This window comes from Trinickia symbiotica (genome assembly GCF_002934455.1).
GTDB lineage: Bacteria > Pseudomonadota > Gammaproteobacteria > Burkholderiales > Burkholderiaceae > Trinickia > Trinickia symbiotica.
The window spans coordinates 80,373-106,316 of the sequence record NZ_PTIR01000022.1 but is presented as its reverse complement, the minus strand read 5'-3'; the positions used below and the strand labels follow the sequence as shown (position 1 = coordinate 106,316).

General features: G+C 62.1%; 26 protein-coding genes. 15 read left to right on the top strand and 11 right to left on the bottom strand.

From position 1 onward, the window contains the following. Positions 1–202: 202 nt before the first annotated feature. The 3 genes from B0G57_RS25585 to B0G57_RS25570 form a co-directional block, all read right to left on the bottom strand. Positions 203–832, bottom strand: a complete 630-nt coding sequence (locus B0G57_RS25585) for a response regulator (protein WP_018440992.1) — start codon at positions 830–832, stop codon at positions 203–205. A 407-nt stretch (positions 833–1,239) separates the two neighbouring features. Then, positions 1,240–3,405 (bottom strand): acetate--CoA ligase family protein, encoded by a 2,166-nt coding sequence (locus B0G57_RS25575; RefSeq protein ID WP_018440993.1) that lies wholly within the window; start codon positions 3,403–3,405, stop codon positions 1,240–1,242. A 2-nt stretch (positions 3,406–3,407) separates the two neighbouring features. Further along, entirely contained in the window at positions 3,408–4,163 is a 756-nt protein-coding gene (locus B0G57_RS25570) for an enoyl-CoA hydratase/isomerase family protein (protein WP_233216005.1), read from the bottom strand. A gap of 325 nt (positions 4,164–4,488) precedes the next feature. Between B0G57_RS25570 and B0G57_RS25565 the strand changes: the two genes are divergently transcribed. The 5 genes from B0G57_RS25565 (at position 4,489) to B0G57_RS25545 (ending at position 8,896) form a co-directional block, all read left to right on the top strand. Then, positions 4,489–5,394 carry a MurR/RpiR family transcriptional regulator gene (locus tag B0G57_RS25565; protein ID WP_051090041.1) on the top strand — a complete coding sequence of 302 codons (906 nt, stop codon included), beginning with the start codon at positions 4,489–4,491 and terminating at the stop codon, positions 5,392–5,394. A gap of 231 nt (positions 5,395–5,625) precedes the next feature. Then, a complete protein-coding gene (gene glnH, locus B0G57_RS25560) occupies positions 5,626–6,378 on the top strand; it encodes a glutamine ABC transporter substrate-binding protein GlnH (protein ID WP_018440996.1) in 753 nt (250 codons plus the stop codon). Positions 6,379–6,445: 67 nt separating this feature from the next. Further along, positions 6,446–7,102 carry a glutamine ABC transporter permease GlnP gene (gene glnP / locus B0G57_RS25555; protein ID WP_018440997.1) on the top strand — a complete coding sequence of 219 codons (657 nt, stop codon included), beginning with the start codon at positions 6,446–6,448 and terminating at the stop codon, positions 7,100–7,102. Next, positions 7,099–7,827, top strand: a complete 729-nt coding sequence (glnQ, locus tag B0G57_RS25550; RefSeq protein WP_018440998.1) for a glutamine ABC transporter ATP-binding protein GlnQ — start codon at positions 7,099–7,101, stop codon at positions 7,825–7,827. Before glnP ends, glnQ begins: the two co-directional genes overlap by 4 nt. Positions 7,828–7,843: 16 nt before the next feature. Next, a complete protein-coding gene (locus tag B0G57_RS25545; protein WP_026229729.1) occupies positions 7,844–8,896 on the top strand; it encodes a C45 family autoproteolytic acyltransferase/hydolase in 1,053 nt (350 codons plus the stop codon). Here B0G57_RS25545 and cobJ read toward each other — a convergent pair. The 4 genes from cobJ to cobG all read right to left on the bottom strand — a co-directional run bounded on the left by cobJ (position 8,893) and on the right by cobG (position 13,533). Then, positions 8,893–10,584, bottom strand: a complete 1,692-nt coding sequence (gene cobJ, locus B0G57_RS25540; RefSeq protein WP_020566218.1) for a precorrin-3B C(17)-methyltransferase — start codon at positions 10,582–10,584, stop codon at positions 8,893–8,895. The genes B0G57_RS25545 and cobJ overlap by 4 nt on opposite strands. Continuing rightward, positions 10,581–11,315 (bottom strand): precorrin-2 C(20)-methyltransferase, encoded by a 735-nt coding sequence (locus B0G57_RS25535; protein ID WP_018441001.1) that lies wholly within the window; start codon positions 11,313–11,315, stop codon positions 10,581–10,583. The genes cobJ and B0G57_RS25535 overlap by 4 nt, the downstream gene beginning before the upstream one ends. A gap of 63 nt (positions 11,316–11,378) precedes the next feature. After that, positions 11,379–12,005 carry a precorrin-8X methylmutase gene (locus B0G57_RS25530; RefSeq protein ID WP_018441002.1) on the bottom strand — a complete coding sequence of 209 codons (627 nt, stop codon included), beginning with the start codon at positions 12,003–12,005 and terminating at the stop codon, positions 11,379–11,381. Continuing rightward, positions 11,998–13,533 (bottom strand): precorrin-3B synthase, encoded by a 1,536-nt coding sequence (gene cobG, locus B0G57_RS25525; protein ID WP_018441003.1) that lies wholly within the window; start codon positions 13,531–13,533, stop codon positions 11,998–12,000. Before cobG ends, B0G57_RS25530 begins: the two co-directional genes overlap by 8 nt. 146 nt (positions 13,534–13,679) lie before the next feature. Here cobG and cbiE point away from each other — a divergent pair, with 146 nt between their 5' ends. From cbiE to cobM, 4 genes are read left to right on the top strand one after another with little or no spacing between them, the layout of a single operon-like run. Further along, the gene (gene cbiE / locus B0G57_RS25520; RefSeq protein ID WP_018441004.1) at positions 13,680–14,921 is read left to right on the top strand and encodes a precorrin-6y C5,15-methyltransferase (decarboxylating) subunit CbiE; all 1,242 of its coding nucleotides are present in this window, start codon (positions 13,680–13,682) and stop codon (positions 14,919–14,921) included. Beyond that, positions 14,921–16,024, top strand: coding sequence for a cobalt-precorrin-5B (C(1))-methyltransferase (locus B0G57_RS25515; RefSeq protein ID WP_026229730.1), 1,104 nt, complete (start codon positions 14,921–14,923; stop codon positions 16,022–16,024). Before cbiE ends, B0G57_RS25515 begins: the two co-directional genes overlap by 1 nt. Continuing rightward, positions 16,021–16,788 (top strand): cobalt-precorrin-6A reductase, encoded by a 768-nt coding sequence (locus B0G57_RS25510; RefSeq protein ID WP_018441006.1) that lies wholly within the window; start codon positions 16,021–16,023, stop codon positions 16,786–16,788. Before B0G57_RS25515 ends, B0G57_RS25510 begins: the two co-directional genes overlap by 4 nt. Before the next feature lie 11 nt (positions 16,789–16,799). Then, entirely contained in the window at positions 16,800–17,546 is a 747-nt protein-coding gene (gene cobM / locus B0G57_RS25505; RefSeq protein ID WP_018441007.1) for a precorrin-4 C(11)-methyltransferase, read from the top strand. An 8-nt stretch (positions 17,547–17,554) separates the two neighbouring features. Here the strand turns inward: cobM and B0G57_RS25500 are convergent, their stop codons facing one another. Next, positions 17,555–17,977 (bottom strand): GFA family protein, encoded by a 423-nt coding sequence (locus tag B0G57_RS25500; protein ID WP_051090042.1) that lies wholly within the window; start codon positions 17,975–17,977, stop codon positions 17,555–17,557. Here B0G57_RS25500 and B0G57_RS32420 point away from each other — a divergent pair. Both B0G57_RS32420 and B0G57_RS25490 read left to right on the top strand, forming a co-directional pair. Then, on the top strand, positions 17,883–18,272 hold the full coding sequence (locus B0G57_RS32420; protein ID WP_108912770.1) for a DUF1127 domain-containing protein: 390 nt from the start codon (positions 17,883–17,885) through the stop codon (positions 18,270–18,272). The two genes, B0G57_RS25500 and B0G57_RS32420, sit on opposite strands and share 95 nt — an antisense overlap. A gap of 20 nt (positions 18,273–18,292) precedes the next feature. Beyond that, positions 18,293–18,613, top strand: a complete 321-nt coding sequence (locus B0G57_RS25490) for an ArsR/SmtB family transcription factor (protein WP_018441010.1) — start codon at positions 18,293–18,295, stop codon at positions 18,611–18,613. A 56-nt stretch (positions 18,614–18,669) separates the two neighbouring features. Here B0G57_RS25490 and B0G57_RS25485 read toward each other — a convergent pair whose 3' ends face one another. Next, on the bottom strand, positions 18,670–21,165 hold the full coding sequence (locus tag B0G57_RS25485) for a penicillin acylase family protein (RefSeq protein ID WP_223258529.1): 2,496 nt from the start codon (positions 21,163–21,165) through the stop codon (positions 18,670–18,672). Between the two features lie 60 nt (positions 21,166–21,225). On the opposite strand from B0G57_RS25485, the gene B0G57_RS25480 reads away from it, so the two are divergent. After that, positions 21,226–21,516, top strand: a complete 291-nt coding sequence (locus B0G57_RS25480) for a nucleotidyltransferase family protein (RefSeq protein WP_018441012.1) — start codon at positions 21,226–21,228, stop codon at positions 21,514–21,516. A gap of 67 nt (positions 21,517–21,583) precedes the next feature. Further along, a complete protein-coding gene (locus tag B0G57_RS25475) occupies positions 21,584–22,588 on the top strand; it encodes an isoaspartyl peptidase/L-asparaginase family protein (RefSeq protein WP_018441013.1) in 1,005 nt (334 codons plus the stop codon). A gap of 30 nt (positions 22,589–22,618) precedes the next feature. Here the strand turns inward: B0G57_RS25475 and B0G57_RS25470 are convergent, their stop codons facing one another. Both B0G57_RS25470 and B0G57_RS25465 read right to left on the bottom strand, forming a co-directional pair. Next, positions 22,619–23,170, bottom strand: coding sequence for a hypothetical protein (locus tag B0G57_RS25470; protein ID WP_018441014.1), 552 nt, complete (start codon positions 23,168–23,170; stop codon positions 22,619–22,621). Positions 23,171–23,173: 3 nt separating this feature from the next. Next, on the bottom strand, positions 23,174–24,013 hold the full coding sequence (locus tag B0G57_RS25465; protein ID WP_018441015.1) for an SPFH domain-containing protein: 840 nt from the start codon (positions 24,011–24,013) through the stop codon (positions 23,174–23,176). 390 nt (positions 24,014–24,403) lie between these two features. Here B0G57_RS25465 and B0G57_RS25460 point away from each other — a divergent pair, with 390 nt between their 5' ends. Beyond that, the gene (locus B0G57_RS25460; protein WP_020566220.1) at positions 24,404–25,276 is read left to right on the top strand and encodes a DUF3800 domain-containing protein; all 873 of its coding nucleotides are present in this window, start codon (positions 24,404–24,406) and stop codon (positions 25,274–25,276) included. A gap of 247 nt (positions 25,277–25,523) precedes the next feature. After that, a complete protein-coding gene (locus B0G57_RS25455; RefSeq protein WP_026229731.1) occupies positions 25,524–25,886 on the top strand; it encodes a DUF2946 domain-containing protein in 363 nt (120 codons plus the stop codon). Positions 25,887–25,944: the final 58 nt, after the last annotated feature.

The following is a 25,944-nucleotide window of genomic DNA, read 5'->3' as shown; positions in this document are numbered from 1 at the left end:
CCGCCACGCTGCCGAATCTGGCGGCGGCTTAGGCGAGTCGCTCAGGATGAAATCGGCTTGATGGAGCTCAAGCAATGGATGGCCTACGGCCGCGAAGCTCTGAACCGGATGCCCCAAGGCGGTAATGGAGAGCGTAAGAACAACGGCGGTCGACAATACACATATTTTGAGCAATTGCGGCCCAATCGCTCGGGCGATCAAGCTAGATAAGCCCCATCTTGCCGGCCTCATAGACCGCCTCCCCGCGGGAATGCACCGCGAGCTTTTGATAGATCTTCTTCACATGGGAAACAACGGTATGTTGCGAGATGCCGAGCAGCCCAGCGATCTCGCCAAAGCTGAAGCCTTTAGCAATGAAGCTGAGGATTTCCGACTCCCGCACCGAGAGAGGCGGTTCCTCTGAAAGACCGACGGCCGCAGGGCCGCGCGGCCTGAGACGTTTCAGCAGTTGCCTGGCGATTATCGGGCTGATAGGAGACCCGCCCGCGCGCATCTGTTTGATCAGATCTAGGAACTGCTGGGGTAGGCTGTCTTTGAGAATATACCCTGTTGCACCGGCCTCGATGCTCGCAAGCACATGCTCTTCGTCACCGAAAACGGTGATGACCATGATATCCATGTCCGGGTGCCGACGCGCTGTCTCACGGATCAGGTCGATGCCGCTGCCGTCGGGGAGCCCGAGATCCGCCAGCAATACGTCAGGCGTGGCCGTGCTCATCGCCTGCCGCGCAGAAGCGATGTCGCCCACTGCGGCGAACAGCCCAAGTTCGGGGTCGCAGGCCACAATCGCGCAAAAGCGGGTGAGAAACGCAGGATCGTCCTCGACCACCATTACCGTCGTCACGATATCCTCTCAAGTAACGACCGCAGCTTACGAGGATAGCGGTTCATTTACCTTTGAGCATACCGCGAACACGGGATGGCCGGCCAGCGACCCGTAGAACATTAATATAAAACTGCCACTGTCCCTGATAGCAGGGACACAGCAAGCGCGAATGCATTGACGCTTATTTCGCGACCTTCGGTGCTTGTGTTGCGCCCGCGGCAGTCGGTAAAACTTCAGCGTTTCGCCGATGTTCGTTTCCGCCCAATCCACGGAGCTGCAGAGTCGCCACCTGGGGCTGGGACACTGCGGGCTACCACTCGAACTTGCGAGGTGGTAGCCCCGGGACAACCGCATCTAGCAGCTCCGGGGCCGGCTGCGCGAGCGCGAGCGGGCCGCGCGAGACGGGAGCGTCGCTACTGACTCTTGAAATCCTCGAGCAGGATGCGAGCGTCAAGGATTGCCACCCCGCTGGAATAGGCAAGCACAGGATTGAGGTCCAGCTCGACGATTTCCGGAAATGCCGAGCAAAGCGCCGAGATGCCCATCATTAGTTTGACCAGCGCATCCTTATCCGTCGGGGCGGCTCCGCGTACTCCGTTCAGAATCGCACTGGCCCGAATCTCGGCGAGCATCCGGTGCGCATCGTCCTCGGAGAGGGGGAGCGAGCGGAACACGACGTCTTTGAGTACTTCGACCAGGATACCGCCGAGGCCAAACATCATGACTGGCCCGTAAGTCGCGTCACGTACGACTCCAATGATGATCTCGACGCCACCTTTCGGTGCCATTGGTGTCACGAGGACGCCGGTAATGTCGGGGTCTTGTACATGTTTCCGGCTGTTGGCCACGATACTTTCGAAAGCGTGCCTAACCTCATCGTAGCTTCCAACGTTGAGCTTGACCCCACCGGCGTCCGATTTGTGGATGATGTCGCGCGACACGATTTTCATGGCGACTGGCACGGAACCGAGGCGCTCGAACGCACCAAACGCCTCATCCAGCGACGTAGCCAGAATCGCGGGAGCCGGCATCGGGACGCCTGCATCCGCGAGCGCCTGCCGGGCCTCGTGCTCGAGCACAACCGTCCGGTGTTCGCTGCGACAGCACGACAGGACCTTCTCGAATGCCGGAGAGCGCACCGGGCGGTCCTCTGCTTCAGCAGGTGGTCGTCTCTGTGCCTCACCGAATTCCGCGAGGCCCTGCATGCAGCGGACTGCCAGCTCCAGCGAGTCGTACACCGGTACACCGGCTTCACGGATACACGTCAGAGGGGCCGGCCGCAGGTCCGAATACAAGCTCCCATAGAGGCTGTGCACAATGATTGGCTTGCCGCGCGCTTCGAGCATCGCGGCAATGCGCATCGACGTCTGCATCTCAATGGGCGTCAGCGACTGCGAAAACCTCACGCCATATCCGCCATAGAGCCCCGTGATGAGTAGCCCATCCACCTGAGGGTCATCGAGCAGAATGCGGGCACAATCGGCAAATACCGCCGGGTTGGAATCCGTTCCCCCTGCAACGTCCACGGGGTTCACAATCGTGGCCGACGGCGGCAGGATCGCTGATAGGCGCTGGCGCGTTTCATGGCTCAGAGGAGCCAGCGTCAGACCATGTTCACTCAAGGCGTCCGCAGCAATCGTCGCGTGCCCGCCACCATCAGCGAGCACCGCCACGCGGCGCGACGCGAGCGGCTGAAGCAGCGAAAGCGCTTCGGCGAGCGAGAGAATCTCGTCGGACTTGCGAGCGAGCACTGCACCCGCCTGACGCAGAACGCCCTCGCTCACTGCGTAGTCTCCGGCCAACGCGCCCGTGTGCGACTTCGCTGAACTACGTCCAGCACTGGTGCGGCCTGACTTGTAGAGTACGACAGGCTTCCTACGTGTGATGCGACGCAGTGCGTCCAGGAACACCTGCCCATTTTTCATCCCCTCGACATACGCGACAACGGCCTTGGTGTTCTCGTCTTCCGCAAAATAGTCGAGGTACTCGTTGAACTGAATGTCCGATTCATTGCCAATGCCCACGTACGTTGACAGCCCGATGTGTCCGTTGGCCTCGGCCTCCGTCACGAGAGAAAGCGCCATGTTTCCGGACTGGGACAGCAATCCGATACCGCCTTTCTTCAGATTGCTAAAGCCGACAATATTGCAAGCCTTGTGGGTATTGAACACGCCGGACGTGTTCGGCCCGACGATACGGACGTTATAGGCCCGAGCGACTCGCACCATTTCGTCCTGCAGGCGCCGCCCGTCATCGCCCGCTTCGGCAAATCCGCCCGCCAGGACGACCGCGCCTTTCGCGCCTTTTTTTCCACATTGCTCGATGACCTGCGGTAGGGTCGTTGCCGGTGTGCAGACCAGAGCGAGGTCGATGTTGCCGGGTATGTCGCCAAGACTCGCATAACACTTTAGCCCGAGGATTTCAGGTTCTTTCAGGTTTATGGGGTATATCGCCCCGGCGTATCCGTCCTCCAGCAGCTTTTGAATCGAACGGAAACCCCGCTTGGTCTGGTCTTTTGACGCGCCAACGACGGCAATCGAGTCAGGATAGAAAAGGTCGCGAATAGATTGTCCGCTCATCCTTATTCTCCCTTGAACACCGGTTCGCGCTTCTCGGCGAAGGCGTCGATGCCTTCCTGCCAGTCTTTCGTCGTTGAACAGAACATCATGCCTTCCAGCTCTGCAGTCAGCGCCGCGTCAAGGGTTCTCTCGCCAGCGAAGTTCAATTGTTCCTTCGCCAGCTGCATCGAGAACGGAGCCTTGCTGGCGACCTTCTGTGCGAACGCCCGTGCGCTCTGAAGAAAACCCTCATCGGGATACACGCGGTTTGCGAGCCCAATGCGAACAGCTTCTTGCCCATCAATCCGCTCACCAAGGAAAACGAGCTCGCGGGCCTTTGCCAGGCCGACCAACCGAGGGAGGAGATACGTGATTCCGCCGCCGAGAAAATTGCCGATGCTTATTTCGGGCAATCCAATCTTCGCGCTCTCGGCCATCACGACGAAGTCGGAGGCTATCGCGATTTCCGCACCGGCTCCGAGCGCGAAGCCGTTGACAGCCGCGATCACAGGCTTGCCGAGCGTCAGCAGTCGCTTGCACACCACCTGCTCGCCCCGCAGGTATTCGCGGCGCTCGAAGGCCGTGCGGCCCGTCTTGTGTTCCTTTAGGTCCGCTCCGACGCAGAATGCGCGTCCCTCTCCCGTGACGAGTACTACCCGCGCGGCTCGGTCCGCCTCAGCGAGGCTCAATGCTTCGCTGAACTCATCGTAAAGCTGCCGGACGACAGCGTTCAGCCGGTGCGGTCTGTTGAGCCTGACCTCGGCGATCCCGTCCCGCACATCGTAAATTATCGTTTCGAAAACCATGAACGTCTCCGTCATTGCACCTTGATGGGCTCGCTTACGGGGTGGGGGCGTACATCACGGGGCGTGGCGTCTCGGGCAAACATCTCGGACAAACACAAATACAGCCATAAACGTATGTTGCATTGACTGTACATGAGAGCAACATTTGTTGCAATGAGGCGTTTACCCGCAATCGCGCCTTTACCGTGTCAGCGTCACCCGCACTCGCAGGCCATCACCTCTTCGGTCGAATCCGCACTTCGCGCAGGATTCACGCCCCCAATCACCGGCAGCCGACCGGCGGGCCTTGCCTATTTGGATGCGGCTCCGTAACATTTGTTGTCGTCTCATCGAGATCCGCGCTGTGACTCCCAGTTTTGAAGACCTAGCAGCTCTCATTCGCGCCAAATTTCCGGAGCTGAGTCCCCAGTTTCAGGCAGGGGCGGCCTACTTGTTGAATTTCCCGGATGAGGTTGCGGTATCGTCAATGCGGAAGGTCGCCGAAAACGCAAAAGTACAACCGGCGGCCCTCGTGCGCCTCTCTCAACAACTGGGTTTCCCGGGCTGGAACGAGTTTCGGGAAATCTTTGTCGCCCGTCTTCGAACACGCCCGGAACCGCTGAGCAGCAAGGCGCGAACGCTCGTGAAAGGCGGTCACCAAGAAGCCCTCGCCCACGACATGGAGGCGGCGCAGCAACACAATCTCGCAACCGCTTTTGCGCAGAATGGCGCTCGCATCGTGGATGTGGCGAAACTGCTCAGAAAGGCTCCGCATGTTCATATAGCCGGCTTCCGTTCGTGCTTCCCCATTGCGTTCAGTCTTCTGTACGGGTACCGGCTCTTCCGCTCCTCGGTGAGCCTCGTCTCCGGGGAAGCGGGCACGCTCGAAATGCAGTTGCGCAGCATCGCGAAGGGGCATGCCACCGTCGTTATCAGCTTCGCACCGTATTCCCGCGAAGCCGCACGAGTCGCGGAAGCCGCCAAGGAACAGGGCGGCAAGCTCGTCGCCATCACCGACAGCGCGGTTTCTCCCATTGCGCTGAGCGCCGATGAGGTGCTGCTCTTTACGCACGACAGTCCGTCGTTTTTTCCTTCCCTCGTCGCGGCTTCCGCGATCGCCGAGTCGCTGGTCGCGCATTTGCTCGCGCTGGAGGGAAATGCGGCCATCCAGCAATTGTCCGAGGCGGAAGAGGCGCTGCATGCGAAGGGTGCATACGTAAGCTGATTTCGGTCAGTAGCGCCGCCATCTGTCACGTAGTCCCGCCGCCGGGACTACGTGTTTTCCCTCCCGCAATTTTTATTGACGTTCCTTTTTGGCCAAGCACTATTCGCATTGACAACAAACGTTGCGTGCGTTTTATCTGATACATCGCATGTTGCTCCGCACGTAGTGTTGCTGTCATTGGTCCCTCCCCACGTCGTGGAGGTGACGTCGCCAATCACTGCGGAGAGAATCATGGGTCGCCGTTCCTTCCTGAAGTCCGTCATTGCTGTTGCGATGCTCGGCGCGAGCATCGCGCACGCGCAGAACAAAGAACTCGTCGTCGGCACCGACACTTCCTTCATGCCGTTCGAATTCAAGCAGGGGAACAAGTACGTCGGCTTCGACCTTGACCTGTGGGCGGAAATCGCGAAGGACCAAGGCTGGAAGTACAAGATTCAGCCGATGGACTTCGCTGGTCTGATTCCGGCTCTCCAAACCCAAAACATCGATGTCGCGCTTTCCGGCATGACGATCAAGGAAGAGCGCAAGAAGGCTATCGATTTCTCGGACCCGTATTACGACAGCGGACTCGCGGCGATGGTCCAAGTCGGGAACACGAGCATCAAGTCCATTGACGACCTCAACGGCAAGGTCATCGGCGCAAAAACCGGCACGGCCACGATCGACTGGATCAAGGCACACCTCAAGCCGAAGGAAATCCGCCAGTTCCCCAACATCGACGAGGCCTATCTGGCCCTGGAAGCCGGCCGCGTCGACGCGGCCATGCACGACACGCCGAACGTCCTGTATTTCGTCAGCACGGAAGGCAAAGGCAAGGTGAAGGTTGCCGGCGCCCCTGTGAGCGGCGACAAGTACGGCATCGGATTTCCGAAGGGAAGTCCGCTGGTACCCAAGGTCAACGAAGAGTTGACGAAAATCAAGGCGGATGGACGCTACGCCAAGCTGTACAAAAAGTGGTTCGGCTCAGAGCCGCCGAAGTCGTAATCGCTCGGAAATGAGTGCGCGGCGGTGACGACCATCGCGCGGGCTACGAAACAACCAGGAGCGGTCTGTGGAATTCGATTGGTCAGCTATTGCGGCGGCGCTTCCGGACTTGCTCGACGGCGTGAAGCTCACGGTCTTCATTGCATTCGTCGGGCTCGTCGGCGGTTTCATCGTCGGCATGATTACCGGGATGTTCCGAGCGTACGGACCTACGGTGCTAAACGTTCTGGCTCAGGTCTACATCGAACTGATCCGGGGTACGCCAATTGTCGTGCAGGTCATGTTTCTATACTTCGCGCTGCCGGTGCTTGCGCATCTCCGGATCGATGGCCTGACAGCCGCGATCATTGCTATCACGATCAATTCGGGCGCCTACCTTGCGGAAGTGGTGCGCGGCGCACTGTTGTCCATCTCCAAGGGCCTCACCGAAGCCGGTCTTGCGATGGGTCTCTCGATGCCACGTGTCCTCGCGAAAATCGTCGGGCCGCTCGCCTTTCGCCGGCTGATTCCGCCGCTCGGCAACCAGTGCATCGTGAGCCTGAAGGATACGTCGCTATTCATTGTCATCGGGGTGGGCGAACTGACACGAAAGGGGCAAGAAATCATCGCGGGAAATTTTCGCGCCGTCGAGATCTGGACTGCGGTTGCCATCATCTATCTGATTTTGACCGGCGTGATGACGCTCACACTGCGTCTCGTTGAAAAGAGGATGAGCATTCTATGAACATGGTCGAATTCAAGGGGGTTTCGAAGAGCTTCGGCCATGTGCCCGTGCTCAAGGACATCACCCTGCGCATCGAAAGTGGGGAAGTCGTGGTTGTCGTCGGTCCGTCAGGCTCGGGAAAGTCCACGATGCTTCGATGTATCAACGTATTGGAAAAGATCTCGGGCGGGGACTTGCTGGTCGACGGGCAAAGCGTCAGAGGCAGCGCATCCGTCATTCGGAACATCCGCCTCGAGGCCGGCATGGTCTTCCAGCAGTTCAACCTGTTCCCCCAGATGACAGCGCTGGAGAATGTCATGTTCGGCCCGATCCAGGTGCGCGGAGCCTCGAGAGCCGAAGCACGCGACCAGGCAATGGCATTGCTGGACAAGGTGGGCCTCGAAGCGCGCGCCAATCATTACCCGTCCGAGCTGTCCGGAGGGCAACAGCAGCGTGTCGCGATTGCTCGTGCCTTGGCCATCAAGCCAAAGTTGATGCTGTTTGACGAGCCTACTTCGGCGCTGGACCCGGAACTCCGTCACGAAGTCCTCAAGGTCATGCGGGATCTTGCCAACGAGGGGATGACGATGATTGTCGTAACGCATGAAATCGGGTTCGCAAAGCATGTCGGCACGCGCCTGTTGTTCATGGACCAGGGCTGCATCGCCGAGGACGGCCACCCGGCCGCGCTTATCCACACACCGCCGACTCAGCGACTGAAAGACTTCTTGCAGCACGTGTCTTGAGCGAGGTCATGTTTTTATGCAGGTTCTAACTCCCTCTGTCATTTGCGGCTCTGCATACGACATCGGATATGAGCTCGGTTCGCTGGCCAGACCCGTGATGAGTGCATATATGGGTCAGAGCGCGGCGTGGCAAGCAGTCAGCAGATGGCGCGGACACTCATTTGTTCAAGAGCTGCGCCAAGCTGCCCAAACTGTATTCCCCGACTATGTAGCGGAGATCGAAGGCATGGCGGCCGGTATGGGATGGCCCGCCGAGGACATCTTCCTGTGGAACTGCCGGGGGGAGCTGATTCACAACGCGCCGGACGGTTGCACGACGCTCGCTGCCAAGTCAGCTAATGAGCGGCTCATTGCGCACAATGAAGATGGCGACCCCTATCTGCGCGGCCAATGCGCAATCGTGGACGTTCGCCCAACCGGAAAGCCCGGATTCGTGAGCTTCTACTACCCAGGCTCTCTGCCGGGGCATACTTTCGCGGTGAACCGCGCCGGACTGGTGCAGGCTATCAACAACCTGCGAATCAGGCATCCTGCGGTCGGGGTGCCCCGCATGGTGCTCGCCCGCGCGGTGCTCGACGCCGCTTCACTCGATGCCGCGCTCGAGGTTCTCAACGGCGTACCGCGCGCAAGCGGCTTTCACCATACACTAGGTTGTGCAGGGGACCCGCGGCTCTTCAGCATCGAAGCAACGGTACGTCGCTGCTCGGTTATGGAGGTGACCCGCCTGTCCGGGCACGCCAATCACCTGATCCACGATGGCTGTGGCGGTGAGGAGCAGATTGTCACCGCATCGTCCCGCGACCGGCAGAACCGACTCGACGAGCTTCTTCCGGGTCTCCCTGGCGTTAGGGAGTCGAATCTCTTGCACGTACTCTTCGATCAGGCGTCGAAAGGTCTGCCGATTTACCGCGATGAGCCTGCGGACCCGGACGACGAGAACACACTCGCGACTGCGCTGTTCCTCATTCAGGAAACCGGCGTGGAATTCGAAGTGCGCCAGCAAGGCGAACTTCGATTCAAGAGATTTGTGCCGCAAGAATCACACGCACCGGAAGGTGAGGCGAGTTAGGCCTCGTACCACCGTGGCGTATAGATCCACTCGCCATGCGGCCCACCGGGTATGCCCCGTGTCGTCGACGAGCCGACGATGACCATCGTTCGCATATCGACTTGGTCCGACCGCAGTGTGCCGAGCGTCGTGGTGACGAGCGACGCACCAGCCCGGCCGATGTCGCGCCCGAGCACGACGCGAGTCTCCGACTTTCGGTACTCGCGGACGATCTGGAGCGCCTTGTCGAGTTGCCACGGACGCGCGCGCGATATCGGGTTGTAGAAGGCCATGACGAGATCGGCTTCCGCCGCATGGCGCAGACGTTTCTCTATGATGCTCCACGGCTTCAGATTGTCAGAAAGCGACAGCACGCAGAAGTCGTGACCGAGAGGCGCACCTGCTACCGCGGCCGTCGCCATTGCCGCCGATACGCCGGGCACGATGCGCAGCTCTACGGTGGCCCAACGCGGGTCGTGGGCGGTATCGAGTGCTTCGAGCACCGCGGCAGCCATCGCGAACACGCCGGGGTCTCCCGACGAGACAACGGCGACATTCCGCCCTTCACCCGCGAGTTCGAAGGCATGTCGCGATCGCTGCAACTCCTCACGATTGTCGCTGCCGTGCACGCACTGGTCATCGCGAAACGGGCCGGCCATTCTGAGGTAAATCTCATAGCCGAGTATGTCGCTCGCTTCGCTTAGCGCCGTGCGCGCGGCCGGCACCATCAACTCAGCGCAACCAGGGCCGAGGCCCACGACAGTCAGCCGGCCGCGCCCCCGACCGAGGGCGGAAACATCGATTGGCGTCGACGCGAGGCCGAGTGCAATGCGGCTACGATCGAGCAATACATCATGACTGACGCGCAGTGCGACGCTCAGCAATTGCGCCGCGCCACTTTGATCGGCATCGATGAAACGTAGAGGAACGCCAAGCGTTCGCGCGGCCTCTTCGAGACCGCGTTCTCCGATTCGATCAGCGCGCGCGAGCAACGCTGCAAGCGAAAGCTGCGCCAACCGATGCTCGCGCAATGCTCCGAGAATCTCGTCTGCCGATGGCGAGGCGTCGTCCCCGATGGCCGCCACCACACAGCGTGGATGGATCACCAGTTCGTCTTCACGTTCCTCTGACTCCTGAGCTGTCACGCGAATCGTCAGGCGTGACGAGGAGGCGAGGGGAACGTCCACATCGTCGAGCCAGGGAGCATCCCCTTCGATGCGTGCCGTTTCGCCTGCCAGCAGGTCGGACACGAAGCGCTTACCTTGCGCGAGGCTCGCGAGCGCATAACCGTCCGGGGGATCGAGCAGGCAGGTGCCGAAGCGTAACTCGCCGCTCGTCGTAATCGCGGGTGCTACTTCGAGCACCCGCGCGATGTCGCGCGCTATCGCGTTCACGCCGGCTAAGCCCCCAAGCAGCGGCACCACTGCGCTACCGTCCTCCGCGACGGCGAGCACCGGTGGTTCGACGCCTTTGTTCGCGAGCATCGGCGCGACGCATCGAATCACGATGCCCGCGGCGCAAAGCGCGACGATCGGTGTACCTTGACCGTAGAGATCGCGCAGATGCGGACCGAGTTCAGTGTAGGCGACATCGGCGTCAACGCGCGCACGCAGACCATGCACTTGCGAGCCTGGATAGCATTGCTGCACGCGGCGCGCTGTCGCAAGCGCACTTTGCCCGAGCACGACGATGGCGGGCGCGGCGGTCATCCTCGCCATTTTTCCCCCGGCACGACCAACAGAGAAAAGTAGGGCGACGCCATCGGGTCGACTTCGTCGAGCGGCACGATCAGCTGATTGGTCATCGTCGCACGTTCGACGTAAAGGGCTCGCTGGGCGAGGCCGAGGTCGTCGAGCACGCGCCGCACTTTGTCGAAGTTGCGGCCGAGCTTCATCACCACGGCGGCGTCCGCGTCGGCGAGCCGCCGACGCAGTTCGTCCTCCGGCAGTACGCCCGAAAGCACCGATAGTGTCTGGTTGCGATAAACGAGAGGCGCGCCGAGCACGGCCGTGCCGCCCAGCATCGAGCAGACGCCGGGTACGACATCGACGTCGAAACGCGGCGAAAGGCGGTCGTGCAGGTACATGTACGAGCCGTAGAAAAAAGGATCGCCCTCGCAAATGACGGCCACGTCGCGGCCCGCGCCGAGATGCTCGGCGATCAGCGCGGAAGCCGTGTCATAGAAGTCGGCGATGATCGTCTCATATGAGAGGGGCGGCTCGAGCGCCTCGGTTGTCACCGGGTAGACGAGAGGCAGCCGTGTTTGCCCGTCGGACAAATGCGTCTCGACTATGCTGAAGGCATTGCCTTTCTTCCCCTTGGCGACGAAATAGGCGACGACGTGTGCGGCCTTCAGCAGTCGCAAGGCCTTGAGCGTCAGCAGTTCGGGATCGCCCGGGCCGACGCCGATCCCAAAGAGACGCCCTTGGCTACCGATCATCGTGCCTCCTGTGCGGCAGGCTATGAGGCCACGAAATTATGCGAGCGCGGGAGTTCGGGTTATTCATTCTTTCTCTGTGGCGAGTGCATTGACGGCGGCTGCAGCCATCGCGCTGCCGCCTCGCCGGCCATCGACGACGACGAACGGCACGTCGAAGCTGCCGCTCGCGAGCATCGCCTTGGACTCGGCCGCGCCGATGAATCCGACGGGAAAGCCGAGGATCAGCGCAGGCCGAGGCGCCCCGTCGGCGAGCATTTCGAGCAAATGGAAAAGCGCGGTCGGTGCGTTGCCGATGGCGACGACGCTTGAATCGAGGTACGGTCGCCAAAGCTCGACCGCCGCTGCCGAGCGCGTGTTGCCTAGCTCGCGAGCGCGTTCGGGGACGCTCGGCTCTCCTAGCGTGCAGATGACACGATTACCGGCAGACAGCCGCGCCCGGGTGATACCGTCGGCGACCATACGGGAGTCGCAGAGAATGGGCGCACCACTCGCGAGCGCGCGTCGGCCAGCTTCACCGGCCCCGGCTGAAAAGCGCAGGTCGTCGACGATGTCGGTCATCCCGCAGGCATGGATGACACGTACCGCGAGCTTCTCGAGATCGGCCGGAATTCGGGAGAGATCGGCTTCGGCGCGAATCGTCGCGAAAGATTCACGGTAGATGGCCTGGCCGTCGCGGACGTAGTCAAGCATGAGTTTGGCTCCGGGCCGCCGCCTCGCCGAGCAGGCGGGCGGCTTGTTCGATGGTCAGGCGAGCGGCAATGCGCTCGCCGAATCGCTGTGAGGCAACGTCTTTCTCTTGGGGCTCAGCGATTGCAGCGACCTGACCGATGCAATTGTCGCTGCACTCCGACGCGTGATCCGATGCGGTGGTTTTCCGACCCGATACGGCGGATTGCCGATAAAGGTCATAGCAGCCCGGCTCGACGGCGAGAAGCGTGTAGGGCATGCAATGAGCGGCTGCGCACGAGCGCATGCAGCCGCTCAGATGGACTTCGACACCCACCGGCAACCGCTGTGCGAGCACAGTCGCATCCGCTTTGGTATCGGCAACGCCCTTGGCGCAACCAGCCGAGCCCGCGCACGCGACTAATCGCGCGAACGGCTCCCTGGCATCGCGAACAAGACCTAGCGCATCGAGGCCAGCTTCGACGCTTGGTATTGAGGACTCCCTAACATCGGTCAGCAGCACGCTTTGCCACGGTGTCACCGTCAGTAAACCATTGCCATGCCCCAGCGCGAGTTGCGCGAGGCCGCGCAGTGCCGAGCTATCGATGCGGCCGAGCGGCGGTTGGCCGCCGACATGCCACAAGCCGATATCCCGCTGCCTATGCGCACCGAATCGCAATGTCGGATCCGCATTCGCCCGGCGCCATGCCTCAACATCGGCTCCACGTCGCAGCGGGAAATCGAGGCGAGCCGTAATGCGCTCAAGGACCGCTTCCTCGCCGTATGCCGCGAGCAAGTGACGCATCCGTGTATCGTCAGCGCGGGCGAGATCGAGGAACGTGTCGAGCGAGGCGCGCACGAATGCGGCTGCGTTTTCGTGCCTGACCGCGGCGAGCGCGCAGGGGTACGCCGAGGACGGACTGCCTGCGAGACCAAATGCGAACCAACCGTCGTCGCCTTGAGGCGGCATCGCCGACAGCCAGATGTCGTGAGGATGATCGATCACCGCGAGGCGTTCGCCGCCGTCGAGTAGCAACGCGAATTTCGGCGAGAGCGCGGAGAACCGGGGTTCGTTTTGCAGCAGTGAGAGAATCTCTTCGGCAAGCGGCCTCGTATCGCATAACGCCTGCATGTCGCGGCCGGCGGCCGGGCTGATCATCAAATTGCGCACGTCATCGGTTGCGGCCGCCCGCGCTCGCTGAGCGGCGGCCTCAGCGGCCTCAGCGGCCGCCGCGCTCGGCGACGATGGCGGCGCCGCCATCGGATCGAAAGGCGTCTGCGGCGGCCCGAGCCTGGCCTGCATCAGTCGCTGGATCAATGCAGTTTCGTGGCCCGCGCGCACGCCGCGCAGTTGCAAATTGGCTCGATTCGTCAGCTCTATGACACCCGAGGCATGATGATCGATTGCCTCGGCCATGGCGAGCGCCTGCTCGGCGCGCAATTGGCCGCCGGGCAGCTTGATGCGGCACAGGCCGCCGTCGCGCGCGGCGACGATGCGCGAAAGCGATGGACAGGCCGAGGGCCGAAGCGAGGAAGACGGATCGTGGCTCAAGGCTCGACGGAGTTAGGCATCGCGGCGGCGAGGAGCACCGGCGAAGCGGTATTATGCCGCTTTTCGTAGCGACCACGAAGCCGCGGACTGGCCGACGGCGAGGGTTTGGAAGTTCTAGCAAGCGGAGATCGATGGAAGGGGATGCCATGCCGGCTTGGCTGACCGTGGTGGGAATTGGCGAAGACGGATTTGCCGGTCTTGGACGGGCCGCACGGCGCGCGCTCATCGACGCCTCGATCATCATCGGCGGCGATCGTCATCTGGCTTTGCTGCCGGGCCGCATCCGCGCGCGGCGCGAGCCGTGGCCGAGGCCGTTCGACGTCGCTCATGTTCTCGCGCATCGAGGCGAGCCGGTCTGCGTTCTGGCAAGCGGCGACCCGATGTGGTTCGGCGTCGGCGCGACGCTGGCGCGCGAGGTACCGGCTGATGAGTGGCGCGTGCTGCCCGCGCCGTCATCATTGTCTCTCGCCGCTTCGCGGCTTGGCTGGGCTCTCCACGAGGTCGCCGTGGTGTCGCTCGTCGGTCGTTCGCTCGCTACGCTCAATCGCCATCTTTATGACGGCGCCCGCGTTCTCGTCTTGAGCGGCAACGCAGAGACGCCCGCGGCGATCGCGGCGTCGCTGCGCGAGCGAGGATTCGGCGCAACGAGAATGACTGTGCTTGAACACCTCGGCGGTGAGCGGGAACGGCGCATCGAAACGAGCGCGAACGCCTGGGGGGCCGCCGAGGTCGCTGCCTTGAACGTCGTCGCGCTCGAGTGTCGAGCACAAGGCGGCTTCTCGTGGCCACTGACATTCGGACTGCCCGACGAGGCTTTCGTCAGCGACGGCCAACTCACCAAACGCGACGTTCGTGCCATCACGCTCTCGCGTCTCGCGCCTCGGCCGGGGGAACTGCTATGGGATGTGGGCGCGGGTTCCGGTTCGATCGGTATCGAATGGATGCGCGCCCATCCGGCCTGCCGCGCCATCGCGATCGAAGCGAATCGAGAGCGGCAGCGCTTTATCGAGCTCAACCGCGACGCGCTCGGTGTGCCGGGCCTGCAATTGGTCGCGGGGCGCGCGCCCGAGGCGTTGGGCGACTTGCCCATGCCCGACGCAATCTTCATCGGCGGCGGCGCGACCGTCCCGGGCGTGCTCGAAACGTGCTGGACGCGGTTGCGCCCCGGCGGTCGGCTCGTCGCCAATGCGGTGACGTTGCAGGGCGAAGCGGCGCTCATGGCCTGGCGCGAGCGATGCGGCGGCGCGCTTACACGCATCGCGCTCGGCGTTGCGGAGCCGCTCGGCGGATTCGATACGTGGCGGCAGGCGCTGCCGATCACGATACTCGAAGCAGCGAAGCCTCGTGACGACGAAGCTCGCCTGGGCGCGGATGACGGTGACCGATGATGCGCGAGGAAACGCCGGAAACGCAGCGGCCGTTGCGTAGCGGCTATACCACCGGAAGCTGTGCGACGGCGACGTCGCTTGCGGCGGCGCGGCTGTTGCTCGGCGGCATCGCGAGCGAGGTTGCGGAAATCGTATTGCCGAAGGGACAGCATGTTCCGATGCAGCTCGTCTATTGCCGCTTCGTGAACGGCTATGACGGCACGCTGGGTACGGAGGCAGGTACGGTCAAGGACGCGGGCGACGATCCCGATGTCACGCATGGGGCTGTCGTATTCGCGCGCGTACGGCTGAGCGCCGATCCGGGCGTACGCTTTCACGCGGGCGCGGGGGTCGGCATCGTGACGCGCGCCGGTCTCGTCGTGCCGGTCGGCGAACCGGCGATCAATCCGGTGCCGCGCCAGATGATGCGCGAGCACCTTGCCCAACTGGCCGCCGAATACGGTTACGAAGGCGGATTCGAAGTCGAAATCGGCGTCGAGGGCGGCGAAGCGCTCGCGCTGAAGACAATGAATCCGCGCCTCGGCATCGTCGGCGGGTTGTCGATTCTCGGTACGACCGGCATCGTTCGGCCGTTTTCGTGCTCGGCCTATATTGCGTCGATTCATCAGGGCATCGACGTGGCGCGCGCAAACGGCTATCGGCATGTCGCCGCTTGCACGGGCAACGCGAGCGAGGACGCGATGCGCGCGCGCTATGGGCTGCCCGAAATCGCGCTGATCGAAATGGGCGACTTCGCCGGCGCCGTTCTCAAACACTTGCGTCGCGCGCCCGTCGAACGTCTCAGCATTTGCGGCGGGTTCGGCAAGCTGAGCAAGCTTGCCGCTGGCCACCTCGATCTGCATAGCAGCCGATCGAGCATCGATCTGGAACTGCTGGCTCGGTGGGCAGGCGATCACGGCGCTGACGCTGCGCTGCAGGCCGCGATCCGCGCGGCGAATACGAGCCAGCAGGCGCTCGTTCTCGCCAAACAGCAGGACATACCGCTTGGCGACGTCGTTTGCCGGCATGCGCTCGAGGTCGCGCGTCACGTCGCGCCACCGGAAGTCGCCGTCGAAACGTTCGCGATCGATCGCCAAGGCAATTTTGTCGGGGAAGCACGATGACGCGAATCTTGCTGCTCGGTGGTACCGGTGACGCGCTGCGGATCGCACGTGGGCTGCGTCCAGAGCATGTCTATAGTCTCGCGGGGCTCGGGAAACTGCCGCACGAACCCGCATGTGTGATACGTGTCGGCGGTTTTGGCGGAAGCGTGGGACTCGCGCGATATGTCGACGCCGAACGCATCAGCCTCATCGTCGACGCCACGCATCCGTACGCCGCGAGAATCAGCGCGAATGCATTCGCTGCTAGTCGCGCCACGGGTGTGCCGTATTGGGCACTGCATCGTCCCGCCTGGCAACCGCGGCCAAGTGACGATTGGCGCCTGGTCGACGATTGGAGCGATCTCGTGACGGGGCTATCCGGCTTCGCTCGGCCTCTCTTCACGCTGGGACGCGAGCCGCTCTCGCATCTCGATGAAATCCCTGCGCATCAATACTGGACGGTGCGATGTCTCGATGCGCAGGCTGGCAATGAGCGCTGCGTTGTGATCGGCGCGCGCGGACCGTTCACGGTCGAAGGCGAGCGCGCACTGTTCGACGCGTGCGGAACCGACGTGGTCGTCAGCAAGAATAGCGGCGGCAAGGCGACGGAAGCGAAGCTCGACGTCGCGCGCGAGCGCGGCTTGCCGGTGATCATGCTGCGCCGTCCCTCGCTGCCCGAGGGCGATCGCACGTTCGAGGAAGTTTCGGCACTGATGAGTGCGCTCGACGAGCTCGGTGTGATGTCGAGCGAGAGCGGCACTAGTGCAGTCAGAGCCGCCCCATAACGGAGTACAGGATGACAGTGTTTTTTATCGGCGCCGGACCCGGCGATCCCGAGCTCATTACCGTGAAGGGGCAACGGCTCGTGCGGACTTGTCCCGTCATTCTTTATGCAGGGTCGCTCGTTCCTCCCGCGGTGCTCGAGGGCAACGTCGCCGAGCGCGTGGTGAATACGGCAGAACTCGATCTCGACGAAATCGTCACCTTGATCGTCGAAGCGCATCGCGAAGGGCAGGACGTCGCGCGCTTACATTCCGGGGACCCGTCGCTTTATGGAGCGATCGGCGAACAGATTCGCCGCATCCGCTTAGTTGGCATTCCTTACGAAATCGTGCCCGGCGTCACGGCGACGGCCGCCTGTGCCGCCGCGCTCGGCTGCGAGCTGACGTTGCCCGACGTCTCGCAAACGCTGATTCTCACGCGCTTCGCAACCAAGACGCCAATGCCGGAGGGCGAACGGCTCGGCGATCTCGCACGCCATCGCGCGACGATGGCGATTCACCTCGGCGTGCGGCACCTCGCACGCATCGTAGAGGAGATTCGCCCGCATTACGGCGACGATTGTCCCATTGCCGTCATCTATCGTGCCAGTTGGCCCGATGAGGAGCGTGTGCTCGGAACAGTGGCCGATATCGTCGACAAGGTCCGGCAGACCGACATCGAACGGACCGCGCTGATCCTCGTCGGCCGTGTGCTCGCGGCCGAAGGGTTCGCCGATTCATCGCTCTATGCGAAGGCGAGCGGCGAGGCAGAGCCGCGCTGAAGTACGCCTCATTCGCAGCTTTGCCGGCCGGCGATCTGCGGCAAGCCATCCGCAATTTCGTAATAGTCGCCCTTTTTAGCAACGCACACGTGCCGCGTGAGCCGTAGCCCGGTCGGCTCATCGATCGTCCCCGCGGCGATTGCAATCCGCCGCTTGTCGCTGCTTTCCGAAAACAACTGCGCGCCGCATCGAGAGCAGAAGCCTCGTCGTGCAACAGGCGAGGAGCGGTACCAACGCAGCTTGCCCGTGCCGACGATCTCGATGTCGGCCGAATCGCATTCGGTATAGGCCGCGAAGTGGCTGTGCAGGCGGCGGCAGAGCGGGCAGTGGCAAGCGATGACATCGCGCAACTCGCCCCGAACCGTGTATCGCACTGAGCCGCAAAGACAGCCCCCCGTGGCTCGAATCGGTCTTTCCGTGGCCTCTGGCATGCAGGTTCTCCTTGCATTCGTCGATGATTGGACTATAGTTCTGGAACTATCGTTCAATCAAGGTTCGATCATGTTTGACTGGGTCCGTGACATTTTCGATAATCTGGCCGCGGAGCGTCGGCGTCGCGCAAATTTGCGATTGTTCGGCAGCTTGAGCGACGACGTTTTGCGCGACATAGGGCTTGAACCCGGTCGGGTCGAAGCAGGTTTCACCTCGCTTCGCTCTCGGTCTCGGCCTCGGCGCGACAATGACACCGTTCGTTCTCGCCAGGCTACGCGGCTGCTCCGTGGTTGAACGATGGAACCCTTGCCAAATTGACGGATATCGCCTTCGACGTCGCCGCGCGGTGCATGGCCGAGCTCGGTCATCCGCACCGCTTACAGATCTTCCAGCTTCTTGTGAAAGCGGGAGAGGGCGGCCTTGCGGTGGGCGAAATTCAAAAGCAAGTCGGCATTCCGAAGTCGACACTTGCGCACCATATTGCTCAGCTCGTCGCGACAGGACTCATGACGCAGGAGCGTCAGGGCAGGATACAGCGATGCCGCATTGCGCCCGAGCGGGCACGCGCGCTCGTGACGTTTTTCGTCAACGACTGTTGCGAGGGACTGCCGGGGATCGAAGGGTTGTTCGATTGACCCCGGCGAGCCCGGCGATCGTGAGTCAACCGGAAGCGTGCCGAGGAAAGAAAGGCTCAGTGTGACGACGAGCCCGGCATCAGCACGAGTCGATGCACGGCCGGACCAGGCAAGAACGGGCTCGCATTGCCGTGCACCCAGTTCTCGTGGCCCGCTAGAAAATAGGGCGACGCTGGATTCCCCGATTCGCCACCCGGCATTTCGAAGATCGCTTGGGCTTCATGTCCCGGCGATATCACCATGCGCTCCGAGGCACCGAACGAGGGCGACTGGATTCGCGGCATGTTGATGTCGCCCGGCAGCGGATCGCGCGGCGCTTCCAGACGGGACTCGATTATCGGAACCCACGATGGAATCATCCGGGCGAAGGGGTGCTTGATCGATGCGCGATTGCGATCGCCCCAGCGCGCCTCGTCGAGCGTCGTGCCGTTTTGCGTCACTGACTCGATGGCTCGATCGATGCGGTCGAGCGCGAACGCATGCCAGCCGTCGAAACGCCACGGCACCCAGGCTCGATGCTGGGCCAGCGCCTCCATGACGGCGAGCGAGCGCGAGGTGGCGTGGCGATAGTTGAGATCGGGCTGCGTCTTTGCCAGCTCCGCGTCGAGGCCGCCGAACCACGCCTCGTAGAATGCGGAGTAAAACGCGCGCACCAACGTGTAGCCGACCGCATCGGCGTCCGCGCGACCGTTCCATTGTTCGATGAGACGCCGGAATTTCGCACGCTGCGGATGCCCCTCGAGTGTGGCTTCGTCGAGCGTTTCGAGCGCTAGCTTCCGCCAAGGCTCGATCCAAAGCGCGCGATCGTCCGTTTGCAGGGCGAGCATATCGTGCTCGCTGAAACGATCGCGCGCGAACAGCGCATCGCGGATTTGCGTGGCACGCGCACCGACGTCGCTGCCGCTGTCGCCGATTTTTGCTTGCTCCACTCCGGCGAGCTGTCGGTTGTTCGCCGTCCATATCCGTCCACCCGGAGGGCCGACGAGTCGGGGGTATTCGGGCGGGTTCAGATAGCCGTTCCAGCCGCGATATTCGTTGCTTCGCACGGGGAAATCAGTCAACGCCGTCGTCGACGCATGCGTCGGTAGCCGGCGAGGCAGCGGGCCGGCGACGGTCCAGCCGATATTGCCTTGCGCATCGACGACGGTCAGGTTTTGCGTAGGAATGCCGCAACTCGCGCCGATCGTCAAAGCGCTCGCAACATTGTCCGCGTCGGCGAGCCGGGCCAATCCGAGGTTGACTGCCCGCGCGTCGTGCGCCACCCAACGTATCGCGTAAGTGTGCGCGCCCGTTTTCAGCATTGGCCCCCATTGAGTATCGGCAACGTCGAATTCGACCGGGGCTGCTCCGCTGACGGCGATTCGCTCGCGATGTACCGATGCGCGCGCCCAGTGCCCGTCGGGCGTTCGATAGCGCAGCGGGTCTTGCGGATCGACCTCGAGGTCGATGACGTCGAGGAAATTGCCGTAGCTGTTCGTGAAGCCCCAGGCGATTTTGCCGTTGCTGCCCGCGACGATTGCCGGCGTACCGGGCAGACTCACGCCGGTGATGCGTCGGCTCTTGCCCTGAGGATCCTTCGTGTCGACGGAAAGCCGGTACCAGATGTTCGGCAGCGATAAGCCCAGATGCATATCGCTCGCGAAAATGGCGGCACCGCTTGCGCCGTGCGCGCCATCGACTGCCCAGTTGTTACTCCCGACCATTGCCGCAGGCGCGGCCGCCATGTCCTCTCCTTCAGATGCTTGCGCATGAACGGGCGGCGCGCTCACCCAATCGGGGGTGGAGGGAGGAACGGGGTAGCTTTCGACGGTTGCTGCGTGGGTTTTGTTCGCGGTGCGGGACGGCACGCGATCGAGCGGCGCATCCCAATGGCTCGACGTCGGCAAGAGGAACGGCAGCAATCGGGCCGGCACGCTCTCGCGCAGTGCCGCGCGCGAGAGCGTGTGCTGCAATTCTTCGTACTGCAGATCGAAGTACATGGCGTAGATCACGAGCAGCGTGTCTTCCGCGGTCCAAGGCTCGGGGCGGCTTTTCAGCAGCCAATATTCGAACGGCCTTGCACTGAGCGAGGCCAAACCGTCGTTGACTCCGGCCGTGTACCGATCGAGCAGCAGTCGCGAGTCGTCGTCGAGCGACGCGACGATTGCGTGCGCGCGGGCGCGGAAGCGATGGAGTCGATGAAGCCGATCGAGATCGAGCGCGGGCGGGCCGATGAGCGCGGCCAGTTCGCCAGCCGCGACGCGTCGCAGCAGGTCCATTTGGAAATACCGATCCTGCCCGTGCACGAAGCCGGTGGCATAGGCGATATCGGCGGTGGTGCTCCCCTCGAGTGTCGGCACACCGAGCTTGTCTCGCTCGATGGTGACTTGCGCCTGCAGGGCGGGCGCGACACGCGTTCCGTCGATGGTGGGCAGACTCGAGTGCACGAGCGCACGTCCGCCAATGGCGATCGCCAAAAGCAAGACCAATAAAACGGCCAGCGCGCGCATGGCGAAGCGGGGCAGGTGTGTTGGCTTATCGAGCGTTGCTAGTGGTCGGTCTGGCGTGGACATCGTCGTTCCACAGTTCTCGTTGACTGACCGCTATAATAGACGCTTCAATCAGAGCTTCTCGTGAAACCATCTATCGCGCTGAACGCGCACCGTGAGGAAATTCGCAGGATCGTGGAGGATAACCGTGCGTCGAACGCACGCGTGTTCGGCTCGGTGGTCCGCGGCGAAGACACCGAAGAAAGCGATCTCGACCTTTTGGTCGAGCCAAGGCCGGGCATGTCGCTGCTCAATGTCGGGATCATTCGGTACAAATTGGCGGATCTGCTCGGTGTCAAGGTAGACGTTCTAACGCCGAATGCTTTGCCTGACAAGTTCCGGGCGCGTGTTCTCGCGGAGGCGCAGCCGGTATGAGCAGCAAAGCGCCCCGCCTTCGCGATTATCTCGGCCATATCGTCGAGGCAATTGACCGAATCGAACCATGAATTCGAAAGCCATCGTTGCGATTCACGGTGGTGCGGGCACGATCCTGCGCCAGGACTTGAATGTGGAAACCGAGGCGCACTATCGGGTTGAGTTGAACGCCGTACTCGCCGCGGCGCAGGAAGTCTTGACCAAAGGGGGCAGTGCGCTCGACGCCGTGAGCATCGCGGTGCAAATGCTCGAGGACTGCCCGCTTTTCAACGCGGGATGTGGCTCGGTCTACACCGCTGACGGCAAGCACGAGCTCGACGCCGCAATCATGGATGGTGCGACGCTCGCGGCCGGCGCCGTTTGCGGCGTCACGCGACTGCGCAATCCCGTGATTGCCGCGCGCCGCGTAATGGAAGCGACCGACCATGTGATGCTGGCCGGCGCCGGCGCCGAGGTGTTCGCGATGGCTGAAGGGCTCGAACTGGTCGAGCCCGGCTACTTCGATAGCGAGTTTCGGCTCGCGCAATGGTTGAAGGCCAGGCAAGCCACAGGAGCCGTTCTCGATCACGATTCGGGCGCGTTGATGTTTCGCACGGAGAACGGCAGAGCAGCCGCACGCGCGCCGGAACCGCTTGACCCGGACACGAAGCTCGGCACGGTAGGTGCCGTCGCGCTCGATCGAAACGGCCATCTCGCGGCGGCAACGTCGACGGGCGGCATCACGAACAAGCGGCCCGGGCGTGTCGGCGACAGCCCGATCATCGGCGCCGGCTGCTACGCAAACGACGCGACCTGCGCGGTATCGTCGACGGGCACCGGTGAAATGTTCATTCGGCTCGTCGCTGCTTACGACGTCGCGGCTCAAATGGAATATCGCAAAGTGTCGTTGCGCGAGGCCGCGCATGATGTCGTCATGAACCGGTTGCCGCGCATCGCGGGCCGGGGTGGTGTCATCGCCGTCGATGCGCTCGGCAATCTCGCGATGCCGTTCAATACGGAAGGCATGTATCGCGGTTACGCGCGAGTGGGAGAGGCGCCCGTTACCGCGATCTATCGCGAAGAAGCGACGTAACGACGCGGCGACACGCGCTCGAAACCTCCGTTACTCGATCCGATCGAGCAAAGCCGCTTCCCGCCGTCGCAACGTCTCCTGAATGGCCGCGAGCCCTCGATTCAGTTCGTCGAGATGTTCGAGCAGCCATTCACCGCCGCGTGTATCGAGCGTCGCGTGCAGCAGTTTGCATTGGCCGACCAGCCTCTCGTCGCAATCGGTGAGAGCCTTCAGCGTATCGGCCTCCCGGCGATAGCGTTCAGTCATGCGATCGTTCTCCGGCACGGGCTGCGATTGCAAGCGGCCTCCGATCATGCTGATGCTCGCGGCGAGCCGCTCGAGCTGCTGCGATGCCGCGCTCACCGAGGGATCGGGGAATGGCCTTTCGCGCGACGGTATGCCGAAATTGGCGCGGCGATACTCGGCCGCGGCAAGCTCCACACTCGTACGGGCCATGCCGAGCAGCCAGGCGGCTTTGCTGCGCACGAGCTGATCGTCGGCGCGCAGCTGATTCTCGCGCCGGTAAAAGTTGTAGCCCCATCCGTAGAAGAGATTGATCGCGGTTTGCCGCAGCACGCCGTCGTCGTAAAAGCCCGAGTCCATTTTTCACGCGCCCGTCGGAAGACCAGTGTCACCCGCCAGCGGATAAACGCCGGCGGCCGAGCCGCCGATCTGGAACGGCACGCCCGCCGCGGCGTTCGGCGCGGAAACGAGGCCTTTTTCGGCCATTCGCAATGCGAGGTAGTAGCGGACGGCTTCGATCGGCGTGAGGCCGATCGCCTGCAGCGAAATCAGCTCGCGCATCCGCTCGTCCTTCGGCACGATCAGCACCTTCACGTCGTTGAGCAAAATGCCGAATGTCCGCAGGAAATCCGACAGGTGCATCTTCACCGAGTCTCTGATCTCGGTGATGTGCTCGTTGATGCTTTCCATTTTCGTGACCTGGACGATCTGGTTGATCGCCTGCTCGATCGCGGGGCCCGCATATTCGGCGACTTCCTGGGTATCGATGAAATTGCCGTTGAACGGCATGTGCGTGATCAAGTCGAGCGCTGCCTCTTTCGAGTCAATGTGAATGTAATAGTCGACCTGATAGGCCATCTCGGCCATTTCGGCGCTCGTGGCAACACCCTGGTTGCGAATGAGCAGCTTCGAGCGGTTCACGTAGATGACTTCGAAGACCCACGGCGACGATCCGCCGAAAAAGCCCTGCGCAATCGAGCCGAGAAGCGGCTTGTCGGGCGTGGTCAGCGCGTATTGGCCCGTCTCGTAGACGTTGAGCACGGCGCCGCGTGACTTCAGCACACAGAAATGATTGCTCTCCACGGTTAAAAGCGATCCCGATACGATACTTTCGTCGGCAATCTTCACCGCGAGTCCCTTGGTCCCCAGCATGTCGGTGCCGTCGCGCTGCAGCGACGTGATTACCTGTCTTGTAATGGCCATGCGATGCTCCGGGTGATCGTTCGTTGGATCAACTAAAAGGGAAGCGGTTGCCGCCAGGGTTTTCTCGGCGTTCAAAGCATAGGCTGACAACAAAAAATGTCAATTGGTCGAATGTGGGGCGGCGAACCTGCCGGGCGAGCAGACGTAACGGTCCGACCGCAGGCTTAGTGGCGCAGATTGACGACTGACCGGATCGACCTGATCGTCGGTTATTCCGTCCGAGGCCGGCCTATACGGTCACAAGACCCAAAACTCAGCAAGCACAATTCACATTTACGGAGCGCCGCGCATACTGCTCGTCGCCGTCTCGGCCGAGCCACCGAGAAGGGAGACGGACAGGGCTAGGGTAATGCGAGCGCAAGGGAAACCAAGAGCGATCGAACCGGACGTATGAGCAACGATGCAAGGCCCAGACAACAATTCTTGCAGTTTGACAGCGAACCCCGATCGGGGGCTGGCGACATTAGCAGCGCTACATCCACTCGCAGCAAGTTCAGCAATTTGGTCGTCTACGTGGACGAGAGTGGCGACCATGGCATGCAGACGTTGGACAACAACTATCCAGCGTTCGTGCTGGCATTTTGCGTCTTCTACAAGAAGCACTACAGCGAGCGGGTCGTGCCGGCGTTGCACAAGTTCAAATTCAACCACTTCGGGCACGACCTGATCGTCCTTCACGAACACGAGATACGTAAGGAGAAGGGAGACTTCCGGTTGTTTGTCAATCGCGAACACAAGCAGCAGTTCATGACTGAGCTTACCAGCGTCATTGAAGTCAGCAACTTCGTTCTGGTGAGCTGCGTAGTTGACAAGATAAAACTCCGAGAGCGCGGTCGTGCGAATGACAACCCGTACCATCTTGCGCTCGGTCTCTGCCTTGAGACGCTCTATGCATTCGTGCGGGAAAAGAAAGAGGAAACCGCATTGACGCACGTGATCGTCGAGCGTCGCGGCAAGAGGGAGGATAACGAACTTGAACTTGAATTTCGCCGCGTTTGCGATGGCGCGAATCGGCTTGGCATATCGCTGCCGTTCGAGATTGTCTTTGCCAACAAGAAGGTCGACTCGCCGGGCTTACAGCTGGCCGATCTTGTCGCTAGGCCAATTGGAATGAGCGTGGTCAGGCCCGGCCAGGAAAACCGTGCGTTCGACGTACTGAAGCGGAAGTTCTATTGCAGTGGCGGCCGCGAGCGCCCGGGTGAAGGCTTCGAAAACTGGGGCCTTAAGGTTTTTCCGCCTTCAGAAAGCGAAAAGCCTCGGTGAGCTCACCGAGGCTATGACGCCGACCAGGAACTCCCAGTCCACTTGCGACGCATTCTAAATGCGGTAGGGGAATTTGACAAGCCCTGCTCACGCTTTTCAGGAGGACGATAGCGGGAAACTTCATCTCAGAACTATCGCTGGCACGGAGTTGCTTCGCCGCTGATCGTCGCCGCAGTCAACCTGCGTCGATTGGCAACTCAGTCATCGAAATGCTAGACTTCGCCGCGCCGGAAAACCTTTCAACGACATGACACTTCGACGACACGCACGCCTGACCGCATGGCTTGGCCTCATTGCCATGTGGCTCATCGTCTGCGTGCCGATCGTGAGTCAGCTCGTCGTCGCGTCTCACGAGGGTGAGCCCGTCGCGGCGCTGTGTTCCGCTACCGAATCGCCGGACGTTTCCCATCATTCAGCGCCTGATTCGCTATCAGCGTGCGGCTACTGCGATCTGCTGGCGACGCATGCGGCGATGCCGGCGTTGCCTGCTGTCGCGGCCCCAATGCTGACGCTGGTCGTGATCATGACCGCGCCGGTGCTGTCCGTTCGGTTCACGCCGCTCGGCGCATTTCCGTCCGGCCGCCCCAGAGACCCACCTCTCGTTTCCTGATCGCCGTTCACCTCGACCGTCCGCGGCGCCCTTTGAAGGCGCATACGGTCGTTTGTCC

What these genes read in the sequence shown, in the direction of transcription:
- B0G57_RS25510 (WP_018441006.1), top strand. Translation starts at nt 16,021, where the DNA reads ATGACGCGAATCTTGCTGCTCGGTGGTACCGGTGACGCGCTGCGGATC.
- B0G57_RS25565 (WP_051090041.1), top strand. Translation starts at nt 4,489, where the DNA reads ATGCGGCTCCGTAACATTTGTTGTCGTCTCATCGAGATCCGCGCTGTG.
- glnQ (WP_018440998.1), top strand. Translation starts at nt 7,099, where the DNA reads ATGAACATGGTCGAATTCAAGGGGGTTTCGAAGAGCTTCGGCCATGTG.
- B0G57_RS32420 (WP_108912770.1), top strand. Translation starts at nt 17,883, where the DNA reads ATGACATCGCGCAACTCGCCCCGAACCGTGTATCGCACTGAGCCGCAA.
- B0G57_RS25460 (WP_020566220.1), top strand. Translation starts at nt 24,404, where the DNA reads ATGAGCAACGATGCAAGGCCCAGACAACAATTCTTGCAGTTTGACAGC.
- B0G57_RS25500 (WP_051090042.1), bottom strand. Translation starts at nt 17,977, where the DNA reads ATGCCAGAGGCCACGGAAAGACCGATTCGAGCCACGGGGGGCTGTCTT.
- B0G57_RS25455 (WP_026229731.1), top strand. Translation starts at nt 25,524, where the DNA reads ATGACACTTCGACGACACGCACGCCTGACCGCATGGCTTGGCCTCATT.
- B0G57_RS25575 (WP_018440993.1), bottom strand. Translation starts at nt 3,405, where the DNA reads ATGAGCGGACAATCTATTCGCGACCTTTTCTATCCTGACTCGATTGCC.
- B0G57_RS25515 (WP_026229730.1), top strand. Translation starts at nt 14,921, where the DNA reads ATGCGCGAGGAAACGCCGGAAACGCAGCGGCCGTTGCGTAGCGGCTAT.
- B0G57_RS25585 (WP_018440992.1), bottom strand. Translation starts at nt 832, where the DNA reads ATGGTGGTCGAGGACGATCCTGCGTTTCTCACCCGCTTTTGCGCGATT.
- cobJ (WP_020566218.1), bottom strand. Translation starts at nt 10,584, where the DNA reads ATGACCGCCGCGCCCGCCATCGTCGTGCTCGGGCAAAGTGCGCTTGCG.
- B0G57_RS25465 (WP_018441015.1), bottom strand. Translation starts at nt 24,013, where the DNA reads ATGGCCATTACAAGACAGGTAATCACGTCGCTGCAGCGCGACGGCACC.
- cobM (WP_018441007.1), top strand. Translation starts at nt 16,800, where the DNA reads ATGACAGTGTTTTTTATCGGCGCCGGACCCGGCGATCCCGAGCTCATT.
- B0G57_RS25485 (WP_223258529.1), bottom strand. Translation starts at nt 21,165, where the DNA reads ATGTCCACGCCAGACCGACCACTAGCAACGCTCGATAAGCCAACACAC.
- B0G57_RS25535 (WP_018441001.1), bottom strand. Translation starts at nt 11,315, where the DNA reads ATGATCGGTAGCCAAGGGCGTCTCTTTGGGATCGGCGTCGGCCCGGGC.
- B0G57_RS25475 (WP_018441013.1), top strand. Translation starts at nt 21,584, where the DNA reads ATGAATTCGAAAGCCATCGTTGCGATTCACGGTGGTGCGGGCACGATC.
- B0G57_RS25470 (WP_018441014.1), bottom strand. Translation starts at nt 23,170, where the DNA reads ATGGACTCGGGCTTTTACGACGACGGCGTGCTGCGGCAAACCGCGATC.
- cbiE (WP_018441004.1), top strand. Translation starts at nt 13,680, where the DNA reads ATGCCGGCTTGGCTGACCGTGGTGGGAATTGGCGAAGACGGATTTGCC.
- glnH (WP_018440996.1), top strand. Translation starts at nt 5,626, where the DNA reads ATGGGTCGCCGTTCCTTCCTGAAGTCCGTCATTGCTGTTGCGATGCTC.
- B0G57_RS25530 (WP_018441002.1), bottom strand. Translation starts at nt 12,005, where the DNA reads ATGCTTGACTACGTCCGCGACGGCCAGGCCATCTACCGTGAATCTTTC.
- B0G57_RS25545 (WP_026229729.1), top strand. Translation starts at nt 7,844, where the DNA reads ATGCAGGTTCTAACTCCCTCTGTCATTTGCGGCTCTGCATACGACATC.